The organism is Iodobacter sp. CM08, assembly GCF_033446605.1.
Classification (GTDB): domain Bacteria; phylum Pseudomonadota; class Gammaproteobacteria; order Burkholderiales; family Chitinibacteraceae; genus Iodobacter.
Genome location: NZ_JAWQUO010000013.1, coordinates 54,868 through 77,601, shown reverse-complemented (window position 1 = coordinate 77,601; position 22,734 = coordinate 54,868). Strand labels below are relative to the sequence as shown.

The 22,734-nt window shown below is 50.9% G+C and carries 20 protein-coding genes, 3 tRNA genes and 2 pseudogenes; 7 read left to right on the top strand and 18 right to left on the bottom strand.

Annotated elements, in window-relative coordinates; all coding sequences use genetic code 11:
* A pseudogene (gene lysA, locus R6242_RS09255) lies at positions 1-1,236 on the top strand (diaminopimelate decarboxylase); the annotation flags it as partial.
* Between the two features lie 46 nt (positions 1,237-1,282).
* Here the strand turns inward: lysA and R6242_RS09250 are convergent.
* The 4 genes from R6242_RS09250 to R6242_RS09235 all read right to left on the bottom strand — a co-directional run bounded on the left by R6242_RS09250 (position 1,283) and on the right by R6242_RS09235 (position 5,433).
* Positions 1,283-2,047, bottom strand: coding sequence for a class II glutamine amidotransferase (locus R6242_RS09250; RefSeq protein WP_318426176.1), 765 nt, complete (start codon positions 2,045-2,047; stop codon positions 1,283-1,285).
* 61 nt (positions 2,048-2,108) lie between these two features.
* Positions 2,109-2,894 (bottom strand): enoyl-ACP reductase, encoded by a 786-nt coding sequence (locus tag R6242_RS09245; RefSeq protein ID WP_318426175.1) that lies wholly within the window; start codon positions 2,892-2,894, stop codon positions 2,109-2,111.
* A 150-nt stretch (positions 2,895-3,044) separates the two neighbouring features.
* Positions 3,045-4,028, bottom strand: a complete 984-nt coding sequence (locus R6242_RS09240) for a folate-binding protein (RefSeq protein ID WP_318426174.1) — start codon at positions 4,026-4,028, stop codon at positions 3,045-3,047.
* Positions 4,029-4,206: 178 nt separating this feature from the next.
* Complete coding sequence (locus R6242_RS09235) at positions 4,207-5,433, bottom strand: AsmA family protein (protein ID WP_318426173.1); 1,227 nt, start codon at positions 5,431-5,433, stop codon at positions 4,207-4,209.
* 75 nt (positions 5,434-5,508) lie between these two features.
* Between R6242_RS09235 and R6242_RS09230 the strand changes: the two genes are divergently transcribed.
* The 3 genes from R6242_RS09230 (at position 5,509) to R6242_RS09220 (ending at position 5,856) form a co-directional block, all read left to right on the top strand.
* Positions 5,509-5,584, top strand: a tRNA-Asn gene (locus tag R6242_RS09230).
* A 44-nt stretch (positions 5,585-5,628) separates the two neighbouring features.
* Positions 5,629-5,704: transfer RNA gene (locus tag R6242_RS09225), tRNA-Asn, on the top strand.
* Positions 5,705-5,780: 76 nt separating this feature from the next.
* Positions 5,781-5,856: transfer RNA gene (locus tag R6242_RS09220), tRNA-Asn, on the top strand.
* A gap of 79 nt (positions 5,857-5,935) precedes the next feature.
* Here the strand turns inward: R6242_RS09220 and R6242_RS09215 are convergent.
* Both R6242_RS09215 and R6242_RS09210 read right to left on the bottom strand, forming a co-directional pair.
* Positions 5,936-6,721, bottom strand: a complete 786-nt coding sequence (locus R6242_RS09215; protein WP_318426172.1) for a class I SAM-dependent methyltransferase — start codon at positions 6,719-6,721, stop codon at positions 5,936-5,938.
* The gene (locus tag R6242_RS09210; RefSeq protein WP_318426171.1) at positions 6,718-7,524 is read right to left on the bottom strand and encodes a zinc-dependent peptidase; all 807 of its coding nucleotides are present in this window, start codon (positions 7,522-7,524) and stop codon (positions 6,718-6,720) included. The genes R6242_RS09215 and R6242_RS09210 overlap by 4 nt, the downstream gene beginning before the upstream one ends.
* A 126-nt stretch (positions 7,525-7,650) precedes the next feature.
* Here R6242_RS09210 and R6242_RS09205 point away from each other — a divergent pair, with 126 nt between their 5' ends.
* The 3 genes and pseudogenes from R6242_RS09205 to R6242_RS09195 all read left to right on the top strand — a co-directional run.
* Positions 7,651-8,757 (top strand): sialidase family protein, encoded by a 1,107-nt coding sequence (locus R6242_RS09205; RefSeq protein ID WP_318426170.1) that lies wholly within the window; start codon positions 7,651-7,653, stop codon positions 8,755-8,757.
* Positions 8,754-9,266 carry a hypothetical protein gene (locus R6242_RS09200; RefSeq protein WP_318426169.1) on the top strand — a complete coding sequence of 171 codons (513 nt, stop codon included), beginning with the start codon at positions 8,754-8,756 and terminating at the stop codon, positions 9,264-9,266. The genes R6242_RS09205 and R6242_RS09200 overlap by 4 nt, the downstream gene beginning before the upstream one ends.
* 55 nt (positions 9,267-9,321) lie before the next feature.
* Positions 9,322-9,507 (top strand): annotated as a pseudogene (locus tag R6242_RS09195) (hypothetical protein); the annotation flags it as partial.
* 252 nt (positions 9,508-9,759) lie between these two features.
* On the opposite strand, the gene R6242_RS09190 reads toward R6242_RS09195, so the two are convergent.
* From R6242_RS09190 to R6242_RS09135, 12 genes are all read right to left on the bottom strand, one after another.
* Entirely contained in the window at positions 9,760-12,987 is a 3,228-nt protein-coding gene (locus R6242_RS09190) for a type I restriction endonuclease subunit R (protein WP_318426168.1), read from the bottom strand.
* A gap of 98 nt (positions 12,988-13,085) precedes the next feature.
* A complete protein-coding gene (locus R6242_RS09185; RefSeq protein ID WP_318426167.1) occupies positions 13,086-13,811 on the bottom strand; it encodes a DUF6933 domain-containing protein in 726 nt (241 codons plus the stop codon).
* Positions 13,812-14,052: 241 nt separating this feature from the next.
* Positions 14,053-14,652, bottom strand: coding sequence for a DUF4276 family protein (locus tag R6242_RS09180; RefSeq protein ID WP_318426166.1), 600 nt, complete (start codon positions 14,650-14,652; stop codon positions 14,053-14,055).
* Positions 14,649-15,743, bottom strand: a complete 1,095-nt coding sequence (locus tag R6242_RS09175) for an AAA family ATPase (protein WP_318426165.1) — start codon at positions 15,741-15,743, stop codon at positions 14,649-14,651. Before R6242_RS09175 ends, R6242_RS09180 begins: the two co-directional genes overlap by 4 nt.
* Entirely contained in the window at positions 15,736-15,933 is a 198-nt protein-coding gene (locus R6242_RS09170; protein WP_318426164.1) for a hypothetical protein, read from the bottom strand. Before R6242_RS09170 ends, R6242_RS09175 begins: the two co-directional genes overlap by 8 nt.
* Positions 15,933-16,151, bottom strand: coding sequence for a hypothetical protein (locus tag R6242_RS09165; protein ID WP_318426163.1), 219 nt, complete (start codon positions 16,149-16,151; stop codon positions 15,933-15,935). The genes R6242_RS09170 and R6242_RS09165 overlap by 1 nt, the downstream gene beginning before the upstream one ends.
* A complete protein-coding gene (locus R6242_RS09160) occupies positions 16,151-17,617 on the bottom strand; it encodes a hypothetical protein (protein ID WP_318426162.1) in 1,467 nt (488 codons plus the stop codon). The genes R6242_RS09165 and R6242_RS09160 overlap by 1 nt, the downstream gene beginning before the upstream one ends.
* The gene (locus R6242_RS09155; RefSeq protein WP_318426161.1) at positions 17,607-17,786 is read right to left on the bottom strand and encodes a hypothetical protein; all 180 of its coding nucleotides are present in this window, start codon (positions 17,784-17,786) and stop codon (positions 17,607-17,609) included. Before R6242_RS09155 ends, R6242_RS09160 begins: the two co-directional genes overlap by 11 nt.
* A complete protein-coding gene (locus tag R6242_RS09150) occupies positions 17,776-18,891 on the bottom strand; it encodes a PDDEXK nuclease domain-containing protein (RefSeq protein WP_318426160.1) in 1,116 nt (371 codons plus the stop codon). The genes R6242_RS09155 and R6242_RS09150 overlap by 11 nt, the downstream gene beginning before the upstream one ends.
* Positions 18,881-20,434: a class I SAM-dependent DNA methyltransferase gene (locus R6242_RS09145; RefSeq protein ID WP_318426159.1), complete on the bottom strand. Its 1,554-nt coding sequence runs from the start codon at positions 20,432-20,434 to the stop codon at positions 18,881-18,883. The genes R6242_RS09150 and R6242_RS09145 overlap by 11 nt, the downstream gene beginning before the upstream one ends.
* Before the next feature lie 195 nt (positions 20,435-20,629).
* Complete coding sequence (gene ssb / locus R6242_RS09140; RefSeq protein ID WP_293930979.1) at positions 20,630-21,139, bottom strand: single-stranded DNA-binding protein; 510 nt, start codon at positions 21,137-21,139, stop codon at positions 20,630-20,632.
* Positions 21,140-21,162: 23 nt separating this feature from the next.
* Positions 21,163-22,551, bottom strand: a complete 1,389-nt coding sequence (locus R6242_RS09135; protein ID WP_318426158.1) for an MFS transporter — start codon at positions 22,549-22,551, stop codon at positions 21,163-21,165.
* Positions 22,552-22,734 lie beyond the last annotated feature (183 nt).

Below are 22,734 nucleotides of genomic sequence, written 5' to 3'. Positions count from 1 at the left end.
ACCATGATTACTCACAGCCAGATTGCCCAGATTGCCGATCAATTTTCTACCCCATGCTGGGCCTATGACGCCAAGGTGATCCGCGCGCAAATCGCCCGTCTACGCCAATTTGATGTGATTCGCTTTGCGCAAAAAGCCTCTAGCAATGTGCATTTATTGCGCTTGATGCGCGAGGAAGGCGTACTGGTGGATTCGGTTTCTGTAGGGGAAGTCGAGCGTGCGCTAGTGGCAGGCTACAAACCAGATGATGCCGCCCAACACGCGCCGATTGTTTTTACCGCAGATTTGCTCGATAAAACCGCGCTGCAACGGGTAGTTGAGCTGAATATCCCAGTGAACTGCGGCTCGCCGCAGATGCTAGAGCAACTGGGCCAAGCACATGCGGGCCACCCTGTTTGGCTGCGTATCAACCCAGGCTTTGGTCACGGCCACAGCCGTAAAACCAATACCGGTGGCGAGCAAAGTAAACATGGCATCTGGTTTGAGCATCTTGCCCATAGCCTATCCATCATCGATCAGTACGGCCTAAAGCTCATTGGCCTGCATATGCATATTGGTTCGGGCGTGGATTACGACCATCTGCAAAGTGTATGTGATGCAATGATTGCCCAAGTAAAAAGCTGCGCTCATGATTTATCGGCGATCTCTATTGGCGGCGGATTATCGATTCCTTATCAAGCTGGCGAGGATGTGGTCAACACCGATCATTATTTCCAAATTTGGAATAGTGCAAGGCAGGAAATTGAAGCCTTTTTAGGCCATAAAATCAGTATGGAAATCGAGCCTGGCCGCTTTTTAATGGCGCAATCGGGCTGCTTAATTTCTGAGCTGCGTGCACAAAAACAAGTGGGAAGTAACTTTTTTGCGCTAGTTGACGCGGGTTTTAATGATCTGGCCCGCCCCGCCATGTATGGCAGCTATCACCGTATCAGCTGCTATGCACCCAATGGCACGCCCCGCAGCAGCGCCACCCGAGCCACCGTGGTGGCTGGGCCGCTATGCGAATCCGGTGATGTATTTACCCAGATTGAGGGTGGAGAAGTCACTAGCCAAGATTTGCCTGCTTGCGAAATTGGCGATCTGTTTGTATTTCACGATACCGGAGCCTACGGCGCCAGCATGTCGTCCAACTACAACTCGCGCCCTTTAATCCCGGAAGTATTGGTCGATGGCGAAACCATCACCCAAATCCGCCGCCGCCAGACGGTACAAGAATTAATTGCACTAGAACTATAAGCAAACGACTCCAGGCTAAGGGTGGACGTTTTATCCTTAGCTTGGTTTAAGCCGTTGGCATTCCATCCACAAAGCACAGCAATTCACCTACTGCCATTTTGATCCATTTTTCATTATCGGTCAGTGGCTGGGTGGCAATCACCGCAACCCTATCATTTTTGCTAGTCACTTCAGAAAAATCGATACTGACATCGGTATCATTTAAATGCGCCAGAGTAAACGGCGCTTGCCTCACGATGTAGTGCAAGTCGGTGCTGCAGTGGGCAAAGAGGGCGCTGCCATCAGAAAGTAAGAAATTAAAAGTGCCGATCGCCATCAATACCTGCGCCAGCTCCGCCAATGCTTGTTTTAATACCGCCAAGGGTGGGCAGCTCACAAAGCGTTGGGCTAGCTCAGATAAAATCCAGCAAAATGCATGCTCGCTATCCGTGCTACCCACCGGCAAAAAACGACTACTGGTTAAACTTGGCCGCTCAGGCAAATTGCCATTATGCGCAAATATCCAATAACGCCCCCATAGCTCACGCCGAAAAGGATGCGTATTGGCAAGGCTAACTTGCCCCTGCGTGGCCTTACGAATATGCGCAATCACATTGGTCGATTTAATGGGATAAGCGCGCACAAACTCAGCAATCGGCGAGCTTACCGATGGCAGATAATCCAAAAACATGCGGCAGCCATCGCCTTCAAAAAAAGCGATTCCCCAGCCATCCGAATGTTGATCGGTTAAACCACCACGCTGGCGAAACCCTTCAAAAGAAAACACAATATCGGTAGGCACATTGCAATTCATACCGAGTAATTGGCACATAGGTATTCCTTTTACAAAAAAAAACGCCCACTCATGGGCGTTTTTCGATGATTAGCACTACTTATTCACCGCTTGAGCCCGCACCATGGCTAAAGCCACAATCTACCATGACGACTTCACCGGTCATACCTGACGACAGCGAAGACAACAAGAAAGCGGTTACATTGCCGACTTCTTCTTGAGTCACATTGCGCTTCATTGGCGTGCCTTCAGCTGCTTTTTTAAGCAGTGTATTGAAATTAGCAATACCAGCAGCGGCCAGTGTTTTGATCGGCCCAGCAGAAACGGCATTCACACGAATTGCGCGATCAGGGCCTAATGCTGCAGCCATATAACGTACATTGGCTTCTAGCGATGCTTTTGCCAAGCCCATTACATTGTAGCTTGGGATAGCGCGCTCAGAACCCAGATAAGTCATGGTTACTAGCGAAGCACCATCGCTCAGCATTGGGCGCGCGGCCTTAGCTAAAGCAGCAAAGCTGTAAGAGCTGATGTCATGCGCAATATGGAAGGATTCACGCGTTACCGCATCCAGATAATCACCTTTCAGCGCTTCACGTGGGGCAAAGCCAATCGAGTGAACCAAGCCATCGATCGCATCCCAATGCTTAGCAAGCTCTACAAATAGATCAGCAATTTGCTCATCACTTGCTACATCACAGGGTAGTACCAAATCAGTATCAAAGTCTTTTGCCAGATCAACTACACGCTGACGCAAGTTTTCACTTACATAAGTGAAGGCCAGCGTAGCGCCTTCACGTTTAGCTGCCTGAGCAATGCCGTAGGCAATAGAGCGGTCTGACAATAGACCGGTAATCAAGATTTTTTTGCCGGCGAGAAAGCCCATACAAACACCTTTAATATATGTAATTAAGACACAGAGGGCGGATTATAGACGAAACCGCGTCAATGTACGCCAATGAAGCAAATCAATTACTTGCATCACTGGCGATAAAAGTAAGATAAGCACTGCAATCCAGCATGCAAATGTGCTATTTCACGCTAGTGCATAGGGTAGATCAAGGATTTCAAGCACGGGGCCATCCACTGCCGCTAGGTGTAAACCATGCTCTAAGCTAGCAATTTGTGCCACCACCAGCACTTCCCAACGGCCTTGACCCACCTTAGCCGCCAACATCAGCTTACCACTTGCTTGGCCGTTCATTTCACTACTAAATACCTCTTGCCCAGCTTCAGCATGCTCTGTTGCAAGGCTAGCACGATACATACGGCGCTTTAATTTGCCCAAATATTGGGTACGCGCCACAATTTCTTGGCCTGGATAGCAGCCTTTGGTAAAACTCACACCACCGATGAGCTCCATATTGGCCATCTGCGCCACAAAAGCTTCCTGCGTTGCCGTGGTAATCCAAGGCGCGCCTGCGCGAATATCGCTTAAACGCCATAGTGATTCATCCGCTGGCAAAATCCCCGCCGCCAGCAACTGCTGCCAAAGCCCCAGGGCAGCATCGCTGGCAATAGCCAATTGATAGCGCTGCCCTGGCAAAGCAATCACCGTGCATTGCTCGCTGTGTACGCTGCTAAAATCACCTTCAGGCAAAGCCCCTACAACGCTGGCTAACTTTGCCGCAGCCAAAGGGCCTGCTACGCCAAGCAAGAGCAGCTCGGCACTGGCATCTCTGGCCTTGGTTTTTGAGCGCATCACAAACATGGCTAAACGCTTTTGGATGGCGGCTTGCAACTCTGCGGCCACTTGCAGGCAGTAATCATCCCCACGACGAAACACTAAGAAGCTCGCCAGCATCCGGCCCTTAGGCGTGGAATAACTAGAGTACTGAGCCGCGTTATCCCCTAAGGCACGCACATCGCTAGAAAGCTGACCTTGCAAAAAGGGCTGTGTTTCTTCGCCGCTAAATGCAATCACACCAAAGGCATCCAGCGGGCTCATCACAGCGCCTTGCTCTAAATCGGCGCTAGCTGCATCGAGTGGTGTATGCGCCAAAAGATCAGTCCAAGCCATGATATGCCCCGCGTATGCTAGAAAAACCGCCATTATATAGAACATTGGTGGCGGCACGGCATGCATCAGGCGGGGCAAGGGCGGAGTTAAGCCAACCGCATAAGAAGTCAATCACCTAGAGCGGGTGCATCTTGTTGCAAAGCTTTGTTATGGCAACGATTTAAGTTGATGCGCATGCCTACTCTGTTGTGGGTCTTGCTGCATCTCCAGAGCTGAGTGCTGGGCGGCTTAGATCACCCCCGATGCGAATATGGTTAGAAATCGCCAAAACGCCACTTTGTAAACGCGCCGAAACACCGCCATCTAAACGTCCTGCCTTAGCAATGTTCACCGCGCCCTGTGCACTAAATTTACCCGCGTCTAGCGCTAAGTTTTTTAGCTGTAAGCTGCTATCTTTAAATATCATTTTACCTTTAAGCGTATCAAAACGTGTTTGCCCACCACGCCCAGACGCTGGGCTGCCTGACCTTAATTGTGTAATTAAATCTAGATTATGCAGTGCACCATCACGCAATAAAAAATCAAAATCCACCATAGGATGCGCAAACAGTTTTAAATAATCTTTAGCGCGATAATTAAACAGCCCTTCTCCATCCATACGCCCAGAAACAAAAGTCGTTGTACTGAATACTTTGCTAAAAGGTTCAGTATGTACTCCCTTTACACTGACCTGCCCCGCCAGCACCCAATCATCCGCCCACGTCAACATGGCCTTACCGCTTAAAACACCGCCATAAGATTCACCACGGATATCATCAATCAACAGACCAGCAGATGATCCTTCGCCACTCATATAAAGCTTTTCAAATACCACGGGATAGCCCAAAGGGATTTCCCAACCTGAGGCTTGCACCGTCAGCCGGATATTTTCCCCACTTGGCTTGATATGCATTTCAAGATGCCCCTGCTTATCGGCTAATCGCAAATCAGCAAACGCCCCATTGTCAGCAAACTTCATCAGCCCATCAATCGGGCCTAATTCATTTTGATCCCACACCACGCTTGATTTTGTGAGCAACACATCGCCCAACGTAATGCGGCCTTGCTCTAAGGTCGCAAATCGTTTTGGTAAGGAAAAAGCAAAGGATGGAGACAAACGCACCCCATCAACTTCAACATTTTTCAAACTTTTTCCGTAATGAAATAAATTAAAAACACTCAAAGGCACACGAATTTGCTCAATAGAGCCTGCCCCGCCATCCATTTTTATACCCTTTAGGCTAAAAAATGGCAGTGGTTGATAAGCAAATTCGATGTTTTCTAGCTGAACTTGCGCCTGTAGTAGTGCAGAAAGGCGTTTTTCTAGCTGTGGTTTATAGCTATTTAATGGAATAAGCAAAGGCAGAGAAACAATTAAAACAAACAAAAAAAGCAAACAAATCAACATCATTCTTATTTTTTTCATATTACCATCTCGAATATATTACACATTGTGTTGACAGAAAGGACTTCGGATTCTACTATACGGGCCTTCATCGATTCCCTGATAGCTCAGTTGGTAGAGCGACGGACTGTTAATCCGCAGGTCCCTGGTTCGAGTCCAGGTCGGGGAGCCAAACTATTTTACGATAGTAAGCTCCGATGAGGTAGAGAAGTTTATTCCCTGATAGCTCAGTTGGTAGAGCGACGGACTGTTAATCCGCAGGTCCCTGGTTCGAGTCCAGGTCGGGGAGCCAAGATTCAAAGTGTTGTAAGACAGCACTTATTACTGAAAAACATTTAGTTAATCAGTAAACCAATACCAAGTTTTATTCCCTGATAGCTCAGTTGGTAGAGCGACGGACTGTTAATCCGCAGGTCCCTGGTTCGAGTCCAGGTCGGGGAGCCAAATTAAAAAACCACAGCCTAGGCTGTGGTTTTTTTTGCTCATTACCTTAGTAACAGCGGCAAACCACACCGCCCTCATGTTACTTTGGCAAATAGCCATCAAAACGCGTACTTTCGCCGCCAAACACAAAATCAGGTTTTACCCCTGCCATGCAAGGCGCAATCCGTGGCCGCTTTACAATCACGCGTTTTTTGGCCAAGGCCCTTGCTGGCGACAACAAATCATTCGCATCAAGATCATCCCCAATCACGGTTTGAAACGCCGCCATTTCTTTTTTAGATTTAGCCCGCTTAGTGGGGTCGGGGAACATCGGGTCTAAAAAAACCACATCAAACTCTGGCGCTTGCTCTGGCGGGTTAAATAAATAAACAGGTAACTCCCTTGCCAGCAGCTTAGCTAATTGCTGATGCCCATCCCCAAAGATCAAACGCATTCTGGCAATGATGGGCGCAGTAGCGGCATCGGCCTTAGCACGGCGTAAGCCATCAGCCAGCAAAGCCACCGCCACAGGCGAGCGCTCAACCAAGGTAACGGTACAGCCTAAAGACGCTAGCACAAAGGCGTCCCGCCCCAATCCTGCCGTCGCATCGAGTACTCTGGGCATATACTCGCCCTTAATCCCCACCGCCTTGGCAACGGGCTGGCCACGGCCACCGCCAAACTGCCGCCGATGCAGCGCAGCACCACCCACAAAATCAACCGCCACCGTGCCTTTTTCACCAAGGGTAACCAGCTCAAGGCGTTCGTTCTGCCAACAAAGATAATGTAATGTGTCTGCCGCTAGCGCATCCCAAAGCGGCAGGCCCAAGGCGCTGAGCTCTTCACAAACGGCAGCTGGGGCATTAAGGGTGAGTAAACCAATCATACCCAGCCCCCAAACATCGTTACGGGGCGGTATGGGTGCTGCGGCTTACGCGTCGCTGGGTCTTGGCGATAAAATAAATTGAGTTGTTGATACACGTCGGGATAACTCTCAAGCAATAAATGGGGCGCAGTAAAGAACACTTCACTGCACACAGCCAGACATTCTGCCGGATTTTCTGCAGCATAGAGATCAATTGTGCTTTCTTCCCCCATTTGCGCCCGCCTACTGAGCTGCAAATAAGCTTGAGAAAACACTTTTTTCCAACGCGCATAGTTCATCCCCTGATGCAGAGGCGGGCAGCCATTGGCGCTACCGGAGCGCATATCCAGCTTATGCGCCATTTCATGAATAACCACATTGCTGCTTGGATGATACGGCGCTTCAATCACGTCTTGCATCGATAGCAATACCGAGCCTTTATGCCGCGCTTGCCCCGATAACACCCGCATTTCCTGATGCACAAGGCCAATCGAATCTGTATATAGATCTCGGCTGATAAAGCGCCCAGGATAGAGCACCACTTCTTGCCAATCATCATAGGCATCAAAGCCTAGATTCATCACCGGCAAGGCGGCTTGCACCGCGATCAGCAAACGCAGCTCATCGTTAATCTCCAGCCCATGCACGGGTGTAATGGTTTTAGTATGCAAAAACCAAGCGGTGTGATTCCTGAGCTGTGCTAGCTCGGCGGCGCTTAAACCGCGCAGCAAGGGCAGCGCCAGCATGCTTTGCCATAGCGAGTCTTTAATCGGCTGGCTGGATAAATACTGCCGCCTGCGGCGCTGGCGCAAAAAATCAAACATGGGCGAATTCCAGCGGAAGATATACCAAGAGATGGGCATGCTTCAGCACAAATCAAGGATTTTGCCGAATGGTTTTAGCCAAGTTTCAGGTAGACTTGCAGCCCCAACCTGATTGATCAAAGCATAATGACGTTTAAAGGGACTTTGCTGTTTGGCCTTGCCGCAGCCTGCTTACTTGCCATCAACGCCAGACCAGCGCCAAGCGAAATGCGCTTCGCCTTAGCCAAGCAGCCTAAAATAGCCGCTAGTACGCCACAAATAGAAGTGCAACGCCTGCGTGCACCTGTAGCTGCTGCACATAGCGCCAGCATCATCGGGCTGAGTAACGGTGAGCGCATCGCATTTTGGTTTGGCGGCTCACGAGAAGGCGCTACCGACGTCAGCATTTGGGCTTCACGCTATCAAAACGGCAAATGGATTAAGCCTTGGATTGTGGCCACGCCTGCACAAAGCTCAAAAGATCAATTACGCTACATTAAAAAAGTGGGCAACCCTGTGCCTGTGCTCGATAGCCAAGGGCGTTTGCAGCTATTTTATGTATCGGTATCGATGGGCGGCTGGGCCACTAGCACGCTCAACCGCATGATATCGATCGACAACGGCCAAAACTGGGGCCCTGCCAGCAAAATCGTAACCAGCCCTTTCTTTAATTTATCCACACTGGTGCGCACCCACGCCGTGCAGCTTGAAGACGGCGGTTTTTTGCTGCCGGTGTATCACGAGCTAGCGCGCAAATTTGGCGAGCTACTGCAGTTTGATAAACAGGGGCAATTGCTACGCAAAATTCGTATGAATGCCGAAGGCGAAAACCTGCAACCCGCCGTGATCGCCCACAGCCCAACCGATGCCTTTGCTCTATTAAGAAACAGCGGCCCAAGCCGCAAACTGATGCTGCAACAAAGCCATGATGGCGGTGCGCATTGGAGCCCAATTCAACAGCTCAATACCCAAAATCCTGACTCCGCCATTGCTGTAGAGCGCATGCCAGATGGCCCGCTTATTATGGCGCATAACCCACGCAGCGACGGGCGCAGCGAGCTGGCGCTGAGTGTTTCGCAAGATGGCAAAAATTGGAAAAAAATCAAAGTGATCGAAAACACCCCAGGCATGGAATTCTCCTACCCTACCCTGCTGGTTAACGACGAAATCATGGATCTAGTCTACACATGGGAGCGCTCTGAAATCCGCCATGTGCGCTTTAACCGCGCTTGGCTAGATGGAGCACAACCATGATCGCCGCAATCAGTGGATTACTACTCTGGGCGCTAAGTGGTGCTGCCTTAATCGCCGCTGGCTGGAAGAAAAACCGCCTACTGATCAGCAGCGGCCTGATCGTTCTGCTTGGCTCGCCTTGGCTGCTTGGCTTATTCAGCGCCCCCAGCCTTGCCATGCTCGGCCTTGCCGCTGGCCTGCTGCTGAAACAAAAATTGCGCCCGCTGCTGGCTGTTTGGCTACTACTAAGCGGCCTAGCGCTCTACGCCTCTGCACTCGGCTTTATCGCCTACGATATTTACGCTCTGGGCTACGCCCCGCAAGCCATCTTAATCTGGTGCGCCATCTCGCTAGGCATCGCATGGCAGCAAGGCCACCGCGCCCTCGCCTACGCTTGGCTCGCCGCCCTAGCCCTTTACCCGCTAGGCATTCTAGAAAGCCGCAATCTATGGGATGCCATGTTAGACCCTATTGCAATGCTAGTTGGAGGCGTCAGCTTGTTGCGGTGGCTATGGGCTAAAAGAGGCTAATTAAAGAGTGAGCGGCTAAAAAAACGAGTGACTCCCCTAAGAAGCCGACTTCAGCCGCATGTTTGGCAACCCACGCATGGACGCAGCATTAGGCTCAGCCAACGACAGCGCACCCTTTTTTGGCTTAACAGAAACTAGCATGAAACTGGAAGGCTTAAATAAGCACTACCGCCTGATCAACAGCTACAGAAAACTACATGCGGCGCGGGAGAAGGCTACGGGGAAATCTGGCCAAGCATAGTTTTTCCTGATTATGTCTCTTGCTCAATCTCATTATAAATATCGTAGGGCGGGTGAAACCCGCGTATTTATTCAATATGGTTCGCGGGTTTCACCCGCCCTACGCATTCAAAAACCAAGCCCAGCACTCAAGAAATTTATCTACAAAGAGTTCATTGAGCAAGAGACATAATCAGGTAGTTTTTTAAACAAATGCCACCCACACCGTGGGTGACAGCATCTAGCTAAGTGGATTGATTGGGCTACGTCCTGCTTACGCCCATTCCGCACTCAATGCTTCTGCCTGTTGCAACACCGTTTGAATCGCATCTTCCTGAAAATCAGGTGGATACCCGTATTTACGCAGGATACGCTTCACCATGATGCGTAATTTGGCGCGGACGCTTTCCCTTTGCGACCAATCCACGCTGATATTTTTTCGCAAATTGGTCGTAAGCTCATGAGCAATGCGTTTGAGGGTTTCATCCGGCAGTTCACGCACCGCCGATTCATTATTGGCTAGCGCATCATAAAACTTCACTTCGTCCTCAGACAAGCCCAAGGCCTCACCGCGCCCAGCAGCCTCCCTGAACTTTTTAGCCATGGCGACCAATTCTTCCATCACTTGAGCGGTTTCAATGCTGCGGTTTTGATAGCGTTTAACCACATCAGTCAGCAGCTCAGAGAACTTCTTCTGCTGAACCACGTTGCTGGCAAATTTGGATTTGATTTCCCCTTCCAGCAAGCGCTCCAGCAATTCTACGGCCAGGTTTTTCTCTGGCAGATTGCGCACTTCAGCCAGGAAGTCGTCATCTAGCAGGCCAATATTCGGTTTTTCCAAACCCACCGCATCAAAGATATCGACTACTTCATCCGAGGCCACCGCCTGCCCGATAATCTGGCGAATAGCCAGTTCTCTATCATCATTGCTGAGTTTTTTTGCGCTGAGATCCCGCTTAATCAGCAGCACTTTCACGGCTTGCAGAAAAGCAACTTCTTCACGGACGGCTTTGGCTTCATCCATAGTGCCGCACAGGCTAAATGCTTTACTCATCGCCAGCGCGTTATCGGCAAAGCGCTTTTTACCGTCTGCTAATCCCAGCACATGATTAGCTGCGCCTGCCAACAGGCGATGAATACCGAGATTGCAGCCCTCTCCCCTTACCCTCTCCCGAGGAGCGAGGGGGATGTTTAGCGCCTGCGGTGCAGGACGTTGATTGAACTGGCTGTAATCAAAGCCATGCAACATGCCTTGCAAAATATTGATTTTCTCTTCGAGTACCGCCCACGCTTCAGCCGTATCTACCGTCGGTTTACCGCGCCCATTGCTGGCGGTGTATTCCTTGAGTGCCGCTTTCAGCTCGTTAGCGATGCCGATGTAATCAACGACCAAGCCGCCTTGCTTATCGTGAAATACCCGATTCACTCGGGCAATGGCTTGCATCAGATTGTGCCCTTTCATGGGCTTATCGATATACAGGGTATGCACGCAGGGCGCATCAAAGCCGGTGAGCCACATATCGCGCACAATCACTAATTGCAACGGGTCTGCTGGGTCTTTGAAGCGTTTTTCCAGCCGCTTTTTGACTTGCTTTGGGTAAATGTGAGGCCGGAGCAAAGCCTTGTCACTCGCCGAGCCGGTCATCACAATTTTGATCACGCCCAACTCTGGGTCATCGTTATGCCAACCCGGGCGCAGCTTGATTAACTCATTATATAAATGCACGCAAATCTCGCGGCTCATCGCCACGACCATGGCTTTGCCCGACTGGCTTTGCTGCCGTGTCTCAAAGTGATTGACCAAATCAGCCGCCACACTGGCAATACGCGGCTCCGCGCCGACAATCCGCTCCAATGCTGCCCATTTAGATTTAAGTTTGCCCTGCTCGCTTTCTTCTTCATCCTCAGCCAGCTCATCGACATCATCGTCAATCTGAGCCATTTCATCGACTTTAAGACTTAACTTGGCCAGCCGCGATTCATAATAAATCGCCACCGTTGCGCCATCTTCTTTGGCCTGCTGCATATCGTAGATGTGGATGTATTCACCAAATACCGAACGCGTATCTCTATCCTCGCTAGACACCGGCGTGCCGGTGAAGGCCACAAAAGTGGCATTGGGCAGCGCATCTCGCAGATGCTGGGCGTAGCCAACTTGATAGCTGCTTTCCAAATATTGTGGGCTGGCCTCTTTTACCCCCTCTCCCTTCGGGAGAGGGCTGGGGTGAGGGCGGCGCTGTTTAAGTTTTGCCTCAAAACCATACTGCGTGCGGTGAGCCTCATCCGCAATCACCACAATATTGTGCCGGTCTGATAATAGGGGGAAAACATCTTCATCCTCCCCCGGCGCAAACTTCTGGATCGTCGCAAATACAATCCCGCCCGAAGGACGATTACTCAATTTGGCGCGTAAGTCTTGCCGAGTACTCACTTGCACCGGCTGCTCACGCAGCAAATCCTGCGCTAAAGAAAACACACCAAACAGCTGGCCATCCAGATCATTTCGATCAGTAATCACCACAATGGTCGGGTTTTCCATCGCAGCTTCCCGCATCACTCGCGCAGCAAAGCAGGTCATGGTAATACTCTTGCCGCTGCCCTGCGTATGCCAAACCACGCCACCTTTGCCTTTTTGTCCACCGATCATATCTGGGCGAGAGGCCGTCACCACGCGTTCAATCGCAGTACGCACCGCGTGAAACTGGTGATAACCAGCAATCTTTTTGACCAGCGTGCCATCGTCTTCAAACAGCACAAAAAAGCGCAAATAATCCAGCAGATAGGCAGGCGAAAGAATGCCGCGAATCAGCGTTTCTAATTCATTAAATTGCCCTAATGGATCAAGGCTAATGCCATCAATGGTGCGCCATTGCATATAGCGCTCAGCATTGGCGGATAAAGATCCCATCCGCGCTTCTGTACCGTCCGAAATCACTAGGATTTCGTTGTACTGAAACACATCCGGAATTTGCGCTTTGTAGGTTTGAATCTGCTCAAACGCTTTGTAAATGTCGGCATTCTCATCGGCGGGATTTTTAAGCTCTAGCAATACCAACGGCAAGCCATTCACAAACAAAATAATATCTGGCCGACGCGTGTGCTTCGCGCCTTTTAGCGTGTACTGATTCACCGCCAAAAATTCATTGTGGTTCACCACGGCAAAATCAATCAGCCGCACAAAATCACCGCGTGTTTCGCCGTCTTTCTGGTATTGCACCGGCACACCATTGACCAGCAGACTGTGAAAATGCCGATTGGCCGTGAGCAGTGCCGGAATGCCTAAATCCAATACTTGCTTCACCGCATCTTCACGTGCAAGCAGCGGGATTTGCGGGTTCAAACGTGAGATAGCAGAACGAAGCCGTTCAATCAGCACCGGCTGTACATAATCGGCGCGCTCAGGCGTACGCCCATCAGGCGCAATATCATAGCCACAAATATGGCGATACCCAGCCTCAACGAGCCAACTCAATGCTTCTTGTTCTAATTGGTCTTCGGTCATTCACGCCTCCCAGCGTTTCCCGATTTGGGCAACAGCCTGTTGCCCAAACAGTTACCCGTTATGCGGATATAAATAGCTAAAATCGACACATTTTATGATTACGGCTTAAGACCCTTGCCCTGCAAAACCGCCATAATCTGCTCATACACTGGAATGCTTGAATCGCTGTGCTTCGCCACCCGCATCGCCATGCGCTCATGGCGTACTCGCTGAAAGCGCGCTTCTAGCTCAAGGCATAGCTCATCACTGGCCCCCGCATACTGCCGCGCCCAAGAGCAGAAAAAAACCGCGTTCGGATAAAAATAATCACCGCCGCGCACGCTGCGCAGCGTGTCATTCATCGCCTCATCAAAGCCAGCCGCTTCATCGGCATCCATCAGTAAACTGCCAATCTCATGCACCTCACCCTCACAAAATCGCGCCACTTCATTGATATGCGTTTGTACGCTGCGATCAACGCCAGCCACAAAGCAATATCTTTTATTACGCTGCAAAATCTGCTCAATCGCCACATCAGCATCAGCCGCATTCAGCCAATTCACATCTTGATTCATGCACAGCAGCAAATTCACCATCCGCTCGTAAAACTGTTTCAGCAGCGTTTCGCCATCGCCTTTCTTGATACCCCAAAACACCATCGCAAAGCGCGTTTCACGCTCCATCACGATAAACACATTCTGCCGCGCCAGCTTAATCGCATGCACCTGCCAAGCCCACGGCCCAGCCGCCTCGGGAACGGGAGCAGCCTCCAGCCACGATTTAACCTTACCCTTTTGGGTGGTTTCTAGCGCCTCAGCGGCGGCTTTTGAGCAATAAAATTGCATTAGATATCCTATTCAAATGAGCACATGCCTGTGCGTATTCATTCCCTAGCAGTCTGCCGACCAATTAGTCGCCCCAAGCTCGTATATGTCAACTGAATCGAAATTTTCTGCATGGACTCTTCACCTAGTTACCAGCGCAGCTGTTTGCGTTAAAGCTCTTGTGCACAGTAGCGTAAGTTAGAGAGCATCCAATGTTGATGCTTGATGCTGAATCATCCTGCACCTGCCCAACACAGATTTGTTAATCGACTAGCGACTCTAAACGGCTCAGCCATCCGTCAAAGCGCGGACATTCCGAACGGATGGCTGCAAGACCTGCTAGCTCAACAATATCGGGGCCGTGCAGCTTTTTGTCATAACCCGCAAACAAACTTTTCATTCGATGTGAGGGGCTGGTTTGTGGACTATCGTTGACCAGCTCAGGCGAGCCGCAACGGCGTACGGCTTCTTGCATATTGACTAAAGTGGCAGCGCTTCCTTGCAGCCAGCTCACCGTTTGTTCTGGTACTGAAAACAGCAAGGCTTCGAACTCATAGCGTTGCACATAGGGAATAAATCGAGCCTGCTGCTCTTGACTGACCAAAGCAAGAATCGCGGCCTCTAGTTCATCTATTGATCGATTATCGCGGCCTTTGAACTGATAAAAGTCGTACATCGAACTCACTACATCAAAACTACCTAACAAGGCAGGTAAAACAGGTCGGATTTTATCGAGACTAACATTGCCACGTAGGTCGACCCCGGTGGCCTGAATTCCAAAAGCTGCTAAATGTGGCCGCAATACCCGACTGACAAACTCGCGTTCGGTCGCGCCTTCGGTGCTGATGCCCAGACGAATCATTCTGGCGTCCCTCCGAATACATTCATTTCCCAGATTTCGCCTAGCTTGTATTGCTCCAACCAGCTTTCTACTTCTTTTGCCTCTAATCGTCTGAATCGGGACTGATTGTCGATTTGATCCACGACCACCATGTCCTGCCACTCAAATTGATTCGCCAAGGTCACCGACTGTGTGGAAGCAATAATCTGCGTTTTCTCACTGGCCGAACGCATCATTGCCGCTAGTAATTGCATCGCAAACGGATGCAAACCCAGCTCTGGCTCATCCAGCAAAATCATCGTCGGCAATTTCGGTTGTAGTAATAGCGTGGTCAGGCAAATAAATCGCAATGTGCCATCTGATAGCATCGTGGCATCAAAATAATCATCGCTCCCCTTATGCTTCCAGCGCAGCCGAATCATATCGTTTGCCTCTGGCTGAAACACGAAATCATGAAAAAACGGCGCGACGCGTTGGATCGTTTTTACAATCCGCAAATATTCAGGTGCTTCCCGAATGCCAAACAAAAACGCAGCCAGATTTTCTCCCTGCGGCATCAGGCGAGCAGTTTGATGGAGGCTATAGCTGGTCTTAACTTTTGCGGTATCGCTGGTGTCATGGAAGTGATACACCTTCCAATCGGATAAATAACCCGCGACATGCTCGGCGGCTCTTGCTGTGCCTGCCGAAGGCAGGCCGGACTCCAGCGCACCAGCGCCAGCCAATGGGTAGGATTTTGTACCCCCTCCGTAGCCAAATTCAGCGGCATAGAATAACGCTGCTTCTTCAGCAAATACCAAGGAGTCATCCGTCGTGGGCAGCAATTTTGCGTGATAGCCATTTGGGCTGAAATGCAGATCAATCTCCAGCGCTTCAGTCGTCTTGCGGCCAAAATACAGCGCCTTATCCGCACCATTGAGCTGCGTACGTAAATGCAATTGCAGATCTTTATCCAACAAGCGGTTCATGAAGCGAAAAAAGCTGATGAAATTGGATTTACCCGCCCCATTTGGACCAATCAGAATATTGAGCGGCGCTAACGCCAGATCAAGCGACTTGATGGAGCGAAAACCTGCCACTTTGATATGCTGCAATCGACCTAATTTAGCCATGATCTTCGGCCTTGTTCCAGTGTGGAATGTTATTTGACATCAGAAAATAGCCACCGTAAGCACTTTGTTTTGGGCAGGAGATGATCTGTGCGGCGTAAGCCACCGAAACGCGGCGGCTTAATATACCCGCCAGCCTATTCAGCCCTAGCCATTGATAATCAATGGCTGCATGAATATACCCATTCAACATCACACCACCTCCGTAAGTGGCACTTCGGCTTCGGATAGGCGCAGCTGGCCGGAGATGAGGCGATTCGTAGGGTGGGTTAGCCGCGCTGCAATGTCTATTTTGATGGAACTGTATTTCGCGGCGTAACCCACCGGAACGCTGCCACTTACTATACATGCCAGCCTATCCAGCCCTAGCCATTGATAATCAATGGCTGCATGAACATACCCATTCATCATTACACCACCTCCGCCAGCGCGGCTTCGGGTAGGCGGAGGGTGCCTGCGATGAGGCGCGGTAATAATGTGTCGCGCAGGGTGGCGAGGGTTTGGGCTTGTTGGTGATTGGCCGCAATTTTCTGTTGCATTGCTTCAACTGCCTGACCAAAGACATCTGCTACCGCAGAATCAGGCACAGCCAACATGTAACGCCCAAGTACATCGTTTTGAACTCGCTGGCGTCCACTTGTGCCGGACATGCTCTGAATTGCAAATTCTCTGAATGCGGGGAATCGCGCAAGTAAATACGCATGATAGGCAGGCAACGGCACTTTGGGCCGCATAACGATAAACTCGGTTGAACCCCAGCCCGTTTCATCCTCTTCCAGAAAATCAACAAAAGCCGTCTTGCCGTTTTCTAGGCATGGCGTGATACGCGCAAGAAGCGTGTCACCATTGATGAATTTTGTGCCCGAGCCAAATTCCCGATTAATCGCACTTTCTGCGGTATGCCCGCTAGTACCCACGCTGGCCATGTCGAGATACTTTGCCAAGGCACCTTTCTTCAAGTTGCGCTTTGGGTTAAGTTCGTAAGCTTCATCAAGCGCCAGCCACTTCCACCCCTCCGGCACCAAGCCTTGTGGGGATTCGGTGAAGGTGGCGGGGAAGAGGGTTTGGAGTTCGGGCGGGAGTATTCCATCTCCTCGGACACCCTCACCCCGGCCCTCTCCCAAAGGGAGAGGGGGTGTTAGTCCTTCTCCCTCTGGGAGAAGGGTTGGGATGAGGGCTGCGGCGTTGGCGTGGGCGGGGTCGAAATCGACAAACCACGACTTAAACAGCGCCTGCGCCATCGCCTCCAGCGTCGCATTGGTCTCGCGCAACAAGCCAATTCGGTCACTAAGCGCCTCCGAAAATGATGAAATTGCGCGAATAGTTTCGCTTCGTGGCATTGGAACAGGAAGCTGGCGAATATCCTTTAAATTGAGTGTCTTTTGAACAGTGGTATTCAAAACTGCATCAATTAAATGCTTACCTGCAGCACTTTCCAAAACGGTTTTTAGATATACACGCAAGCTAGGTTCAGCCAAGCGAATGACTGCAATGGCTCGTGCTGGATTCCAGTCCGCCATGGCTGGAGTGACAACAACGCATTCCCCGGGATTGCCAACCAGTGTAATTAACAACTCGTCACCAATTAATTGAGTGCGCTTATGCTCTTCGTTGGTTTCGGGAGAAATACAATAATTCGGTTTCTGCGGAATAAGTCCGCCTTTAATATCACCAACTTTTATTAATGGAATACCACCCTGTGTATCCGGCCCCGGATACATAACACCAACAGCAATACTTTTATTGTCTTTGAGTAAAGTTTCTAGGGTAACGATTTTCCAGTCGTCAGGAATACTACCGCCAGCTTGAGACCACCTACGGCGTAGCTCTGATTCATACGGCACATGTGCCTTATCCGTTTGGAGCTCAGAACTCATACCCTAGCCCTCCCAGTTTCTGGCGAATCAGCGGGTCGAGTTCTGCGCCTTGCGCGACCAATCCCACACAATCATATGTATATTGATCCAAACCAATCAAATAATAGCCGACAGTCAAATACCCTATTTGTGCCGGCGGCGCTTGCACTCTTGTCACCTTATTCATCATCCGGCTCCATATCGCCCTGCAACTCGGCTTCGATTTCGGCGATGCTGGGCAGGCTGGCTTGTAAATCTTCGGGGAGCGAACGGGTGAGTTGGGTTTCCCATTCGGCGACGCTGATCGGCTGGCTGCTATTGCCCAAGGCGTATTCGACCAGAATTTGGTTTTTCTTTCTGACCAGCAGCAGGCCAAGGGCGGGCTGGTCGTCGGGGTGCGCGAGTAGGCGATTCACGGCGGTCATATACATGCCCAGTTGTGCGCCATCGCCGGGGGTGAATTCGCGCGCTTTCAGCTCGATGACGACATAACGGCGCAGCTTGAGGTGGTAAAACAATAAATCCAGATAAAAATCTTGCTCGCCCAATTCGAGGTGAACTTGCCGCCCGACAAAGGCAAAGCCCTGCCCCAGCTCCAGCAAAAACTTTTGGATATGGTCCATCAGCCCTTGCTCTAGCTCTTTTTCACGGCGCGGAGCGTCGGTACCCAAAAAGTCGAATAGATAAGGGTCTTTAAACACTTGGCTGGCCATGTCGGAATCGAGCGGCGGCAAGGTGGCGGTGAAATTATTTTGCGCTTTGCCCTGCCGTGCGATGGCGCGGGATTCGATTTGCATGGCTAAAATATTGCGCGACCAGCCGTATTCCAGAGTTTGCTGCGCATACCACAGCCGCTCCTCTCGATCACTGAGCTTCTCTAATAGCGCGATATTGTGATACCAGGTTAATTGTGCAAGCACCGCTTGCACAATTTCCTGATCTGTCCAGGTTGAGGCAAAACTGCGCATATATTTTAGATTGCGCGGTGAAAAACCTTTCATATCCGGAAAAGCCAAGCGCAAATCGTGAGCCAGCCGGTCGATAACCCGTGCGCCCCAGCCCTCACCCTGCTGTTTATTGAGGATGTGTTGGCCGATTTCCCAGTACAACAGCACCATGGCCGAATTACTCGCCAAGACCACACGCAAGCGCTCCCTGCCTATACGTTGCTTGAGTTCATTTAAAGTGATGGCATAGCTATCAGGCATTTCAATCGATTCGGCTGGCACAGGAAAACTAACCGTACGGTCGATTTTGCCTCGCTGTTTGCGCTGATCTGGTTGATCAGAACTCATATCCTAAGCCTCCCAGTTTCTGGCGAATGAGCTGGTCGAGTTCCGCGCCTTTGGCCATTTGCTCGCCCAGTTTTTCCGTCAGCGCGGTCATTTTGGTGGCGAAGTCTTCGTCGTTATCTTCCACTTCTTCCGCGCCAACGTAGCGGCCCGGGGTAAGCACGTGGCCGTGTTCGGCGATTTCTGCCAGCTTCACACTGCGGCAGAAGCCGGGGATGTCTTCATAGATACTCTCAGTATCTATCCCACGCCAAGCCTTAACCAAATTGGCAATGCGGGCAATACCCTCGTCGTCGAGCTCGCATTGCACGCGCGAAATCATTTTGGCAATCTTACGCGCGTCGATAAATAGCACTTCGCCTTGGCGGCTGGTTTTGCTCTTGGCCAAAAACCACAAGCAGGCGGGGATTTGCGTGTTGAAGAATAGCTGGCCGGGTAGCGCAATCATCACTTCGACTACATCGGCATCGACCATGGCGCGGCGGATGTCGCCCTCGCTGTTCTGGCTGGACGACATGCTGCCATTGGCCAGCACAATGCCAGCGCGGCCAGTGGATTTAAGGTGGTAGAGCATGTGCTGCAGCCAGGCGTAGTTGGCGTTGCCTTGCGGTGGCGTGCCGTACAACCAGCGCGAATCGCCTTCCAAGCTGCCATGCCACCAGTCGCTGATATTGAACGGCGGGTTGGCGAGGATGTAATCGGCGCGCAGGTCGGGATGCTGGTTTTTGGTGAAGGTGTCGCCCGGTTCACGGCCAAGGTTGAAATCAATGCCGCGAATGGCGAGGTTCATCGCCGCCAAGCGCCAGGTGGTGGGGTTGGATTCCTGCCCGTAAATCGACACATCACCGAGCTTGCCGCCGTGCGCTTCGATGAATTTTTCCGATTGCACAAACATACCGCCCGAGCCGCAGCAGGGGTCGTAGACCTTGCCCTGATGCGGGTCGAGCACAGCGACCAGCGTTTTAACGATGGATTGCGGCGTGTAGAACTGCCCGCCCTTTTTGCCCTCGGCGCTGGCGAATTGGCCGAGGAAGTATTCGTACACTTGGCCAAGTATGTCTCTGGCGCGGCCTTGGTCTTCGCCAAAACCGATGGTGGAAATCAGATCAACTAATTCGCCGAGCTTGCCATCAGGCAAGGGGGCTCGGGCGTAGCGTTTATCCAGAATGCCTTTGAGGCTGGGGTTTTCTTGCTCCAAAATCGCCAGTGCATCGTCGATGCGCTTGCCAATATCGGCTTGTTTCGCATTGGCACGCAAAGCTTCCCAGCGCGCGCCTTCCGGCACCCAAAATACATTCACTTCTTTGTAGTAATCGCGGTCTTCCAGCTCTTCGGCCAGTAATTCATCATCGCTATCGTGCAGAAAATAATCGTCGTTTTCGTCAGCAAAGCGGCGCGTGAGTTCAGCGCGGCGGGCAGAGAAGGAATCAGAAATGAATTTCAGAAAAATCATGCCCAGTGCGATGTGCTTATATTCCGCCGCATCGACGTTAGCACGCAGCTTATCCGCTGCCGACCAGAGGGTTTTTTGGATATCTTGGAGCATGTTTAATTATTCTTTATGTCTAGCGAAAGGTTGCGTCAGATTATAACTGGCAAAGCGCAGTATGAAGCGAGGATCTACTGAGACTTATGCCGAATTCAAAAGCTTAATTAGCCTATCTCCGTTTCCCATTACTGAGAAAAAGAAAAACCCCTCAAAAGAGGGGTTGAAATTTTTACACTCAGGCAATACCGCGAATCAGAAGGGAATATCATCCTCAAAATCATCAAAGCTTTTTGGTGCTGCGGCAGCGGGTGCAGGTGCTGGGCGGCGGGCAGGCGCTGGGGCGGCTTGTTGTGGCTGATAAGCCGGCTGCTGGTTAAAGCCGCCATCGTCATAGCCGGTATCGGCTGGGCCGCTGCTATTGCCGCTGCGGCCACCGAGCATTTGCATTTGGTCGGCGATGATTTCGGTGGTGTAGCGGTCTTGGCCGGTGGTTTTATCTTGCCATTTGCGGGTTTGCAGACGGCCTTCGATGTAAACCGATGAGCCTTTTTTCAGGTACTGCGCCGCGATTTCGGCCAGGCGGTTGTACATGGTGATATTGTGCCATTCGGTTTTTTCTTGCTTTTGACCGGTGGCTTTGTCTTTCCAGCTTTCGGTGGTGGCAATGCTGAAATTACATACCGCACCACCCGATGGCAGGAAGCGATTTTCTGGGTCTTTGCCTAGGTTGCCGATCAAAATTACTTTATTTAGTGAAGCCATTTGTTTATCTCTTTTTTAATCTTTTACGGGGCAGACGGGGTGGTTAAACCTGCCGTCTCTTCAATAAGTTGCCGCGCCGCAGCTTCGTCCCAGCCTGTTTGCAGAACTTTCAGCAAGGCCACGCGTTCGTCAATTAACACAACGGCTTCTTTTACACCGTCAATAGCGGCAAGTTTAACAGACAGAGCCTGTGCGCTGCCTTCCCAATTATCGCCAATATGGAACATTTGTGTTTTAACCGGCAGCGGCGGCTGCATGCCTGCGGCAAAAAACAGCCAGATCACCATCAGTGCAGCACACAGCAAAAAGATAGCAGTGACGCTGCCATGCTGCTGATACAGCCAGCCCGCAATTGCCGAGCCTAAAAACATGCTCAAGGATTGGCAAGTATTGTAAACACCCATCGCCGTACCCTTGGCATCGCTTGGGGCAATTTTAGAAATAAGGCTAGGCTGGGTGGCTTCTAAAATATTAAACGCAATAAAGTACACCGACAACCACACCACAATCATGGTCAGATTAGGCATATACAGCGCCATGCCCAGCTGGGCGAGCAGCATCAGGCTGATGGCAAAAATAAACACTTCTTTTAAGTGTTGTTTTTTTTCACCATAAATCACTGCGGGTACCATCAGCACAAAGCTAACCAGCACCACCGGTAAATACACCCACCAATGATGCTCTAACTCTAGCCCGCCTAATTTAGTCAGCAGCAGCGGCATCACGGTAAACATAGCCATTTGTGCGGCATGCAGGGCAAACACGCCGTAGTTCATACGTAATAGCTGCGGGTGGCGCAATACGGCAGGCAGGCGGGTGGCGCTGATTTCGGCGTCAGAATGAAAACGCGAAATGGTTGGGTTAGGAATAATCTGCTTCACGCCAATCATGGCGGCAATGGTTAAACCGGCGGTCAGCAAAAAGATGCCTGGTAAGCCTATCCATGCCGCCAAGGTGGGCGCAGCCACCAAAGAAATCGCAAAGGTGCTGGCAATACTACCGCCAATCATCGCCATGGCCTTGGTGCGGTTTTCTTCGCGAGTTAAATCGGCCAGCAGTGCGGTAATCGCCGCAGAAATAGCCCCCGCCCCTTGCACGGCGCGGCCCACAATCAGCCATGCCACATGATCAGCCATAGCACACATGATGCTGCCCACGGCAAAGAGGGCAAGGCCGATATAGATGACTTTTTTGCGGCCAACCCGATCCGACCACATGCCAAAAGGCAGTTGCAATAAGGCTTGCGTGAGGCCATAAGCGCCAAACGCCAAACCAACCATCGTATGATTATCGCCACCGGGTAGTTTGCCAGCGTAAACCGCAAACACCGGCAAGATCAGAAACATTCCCAGCATACGCAAGGCATAAAGCCCGGCTAAGCCAAGCGAGGCACGTAGTTCTAGAGGAGTCATGGGCTTCAAATATCAATGTCGGGGGCAAAAAAACTGTTTTTATCCACGAAAAACACGAAAATTACGAACAGGCCACAGATCATCCACTTATTCAGTGGATTCACGCCGTTTTTAGTGCTTTTCGTGTTTTTCGTGGAACAACAAGGTTTGCAATAAGCATTAAAGATACAAATGTAATGGTCA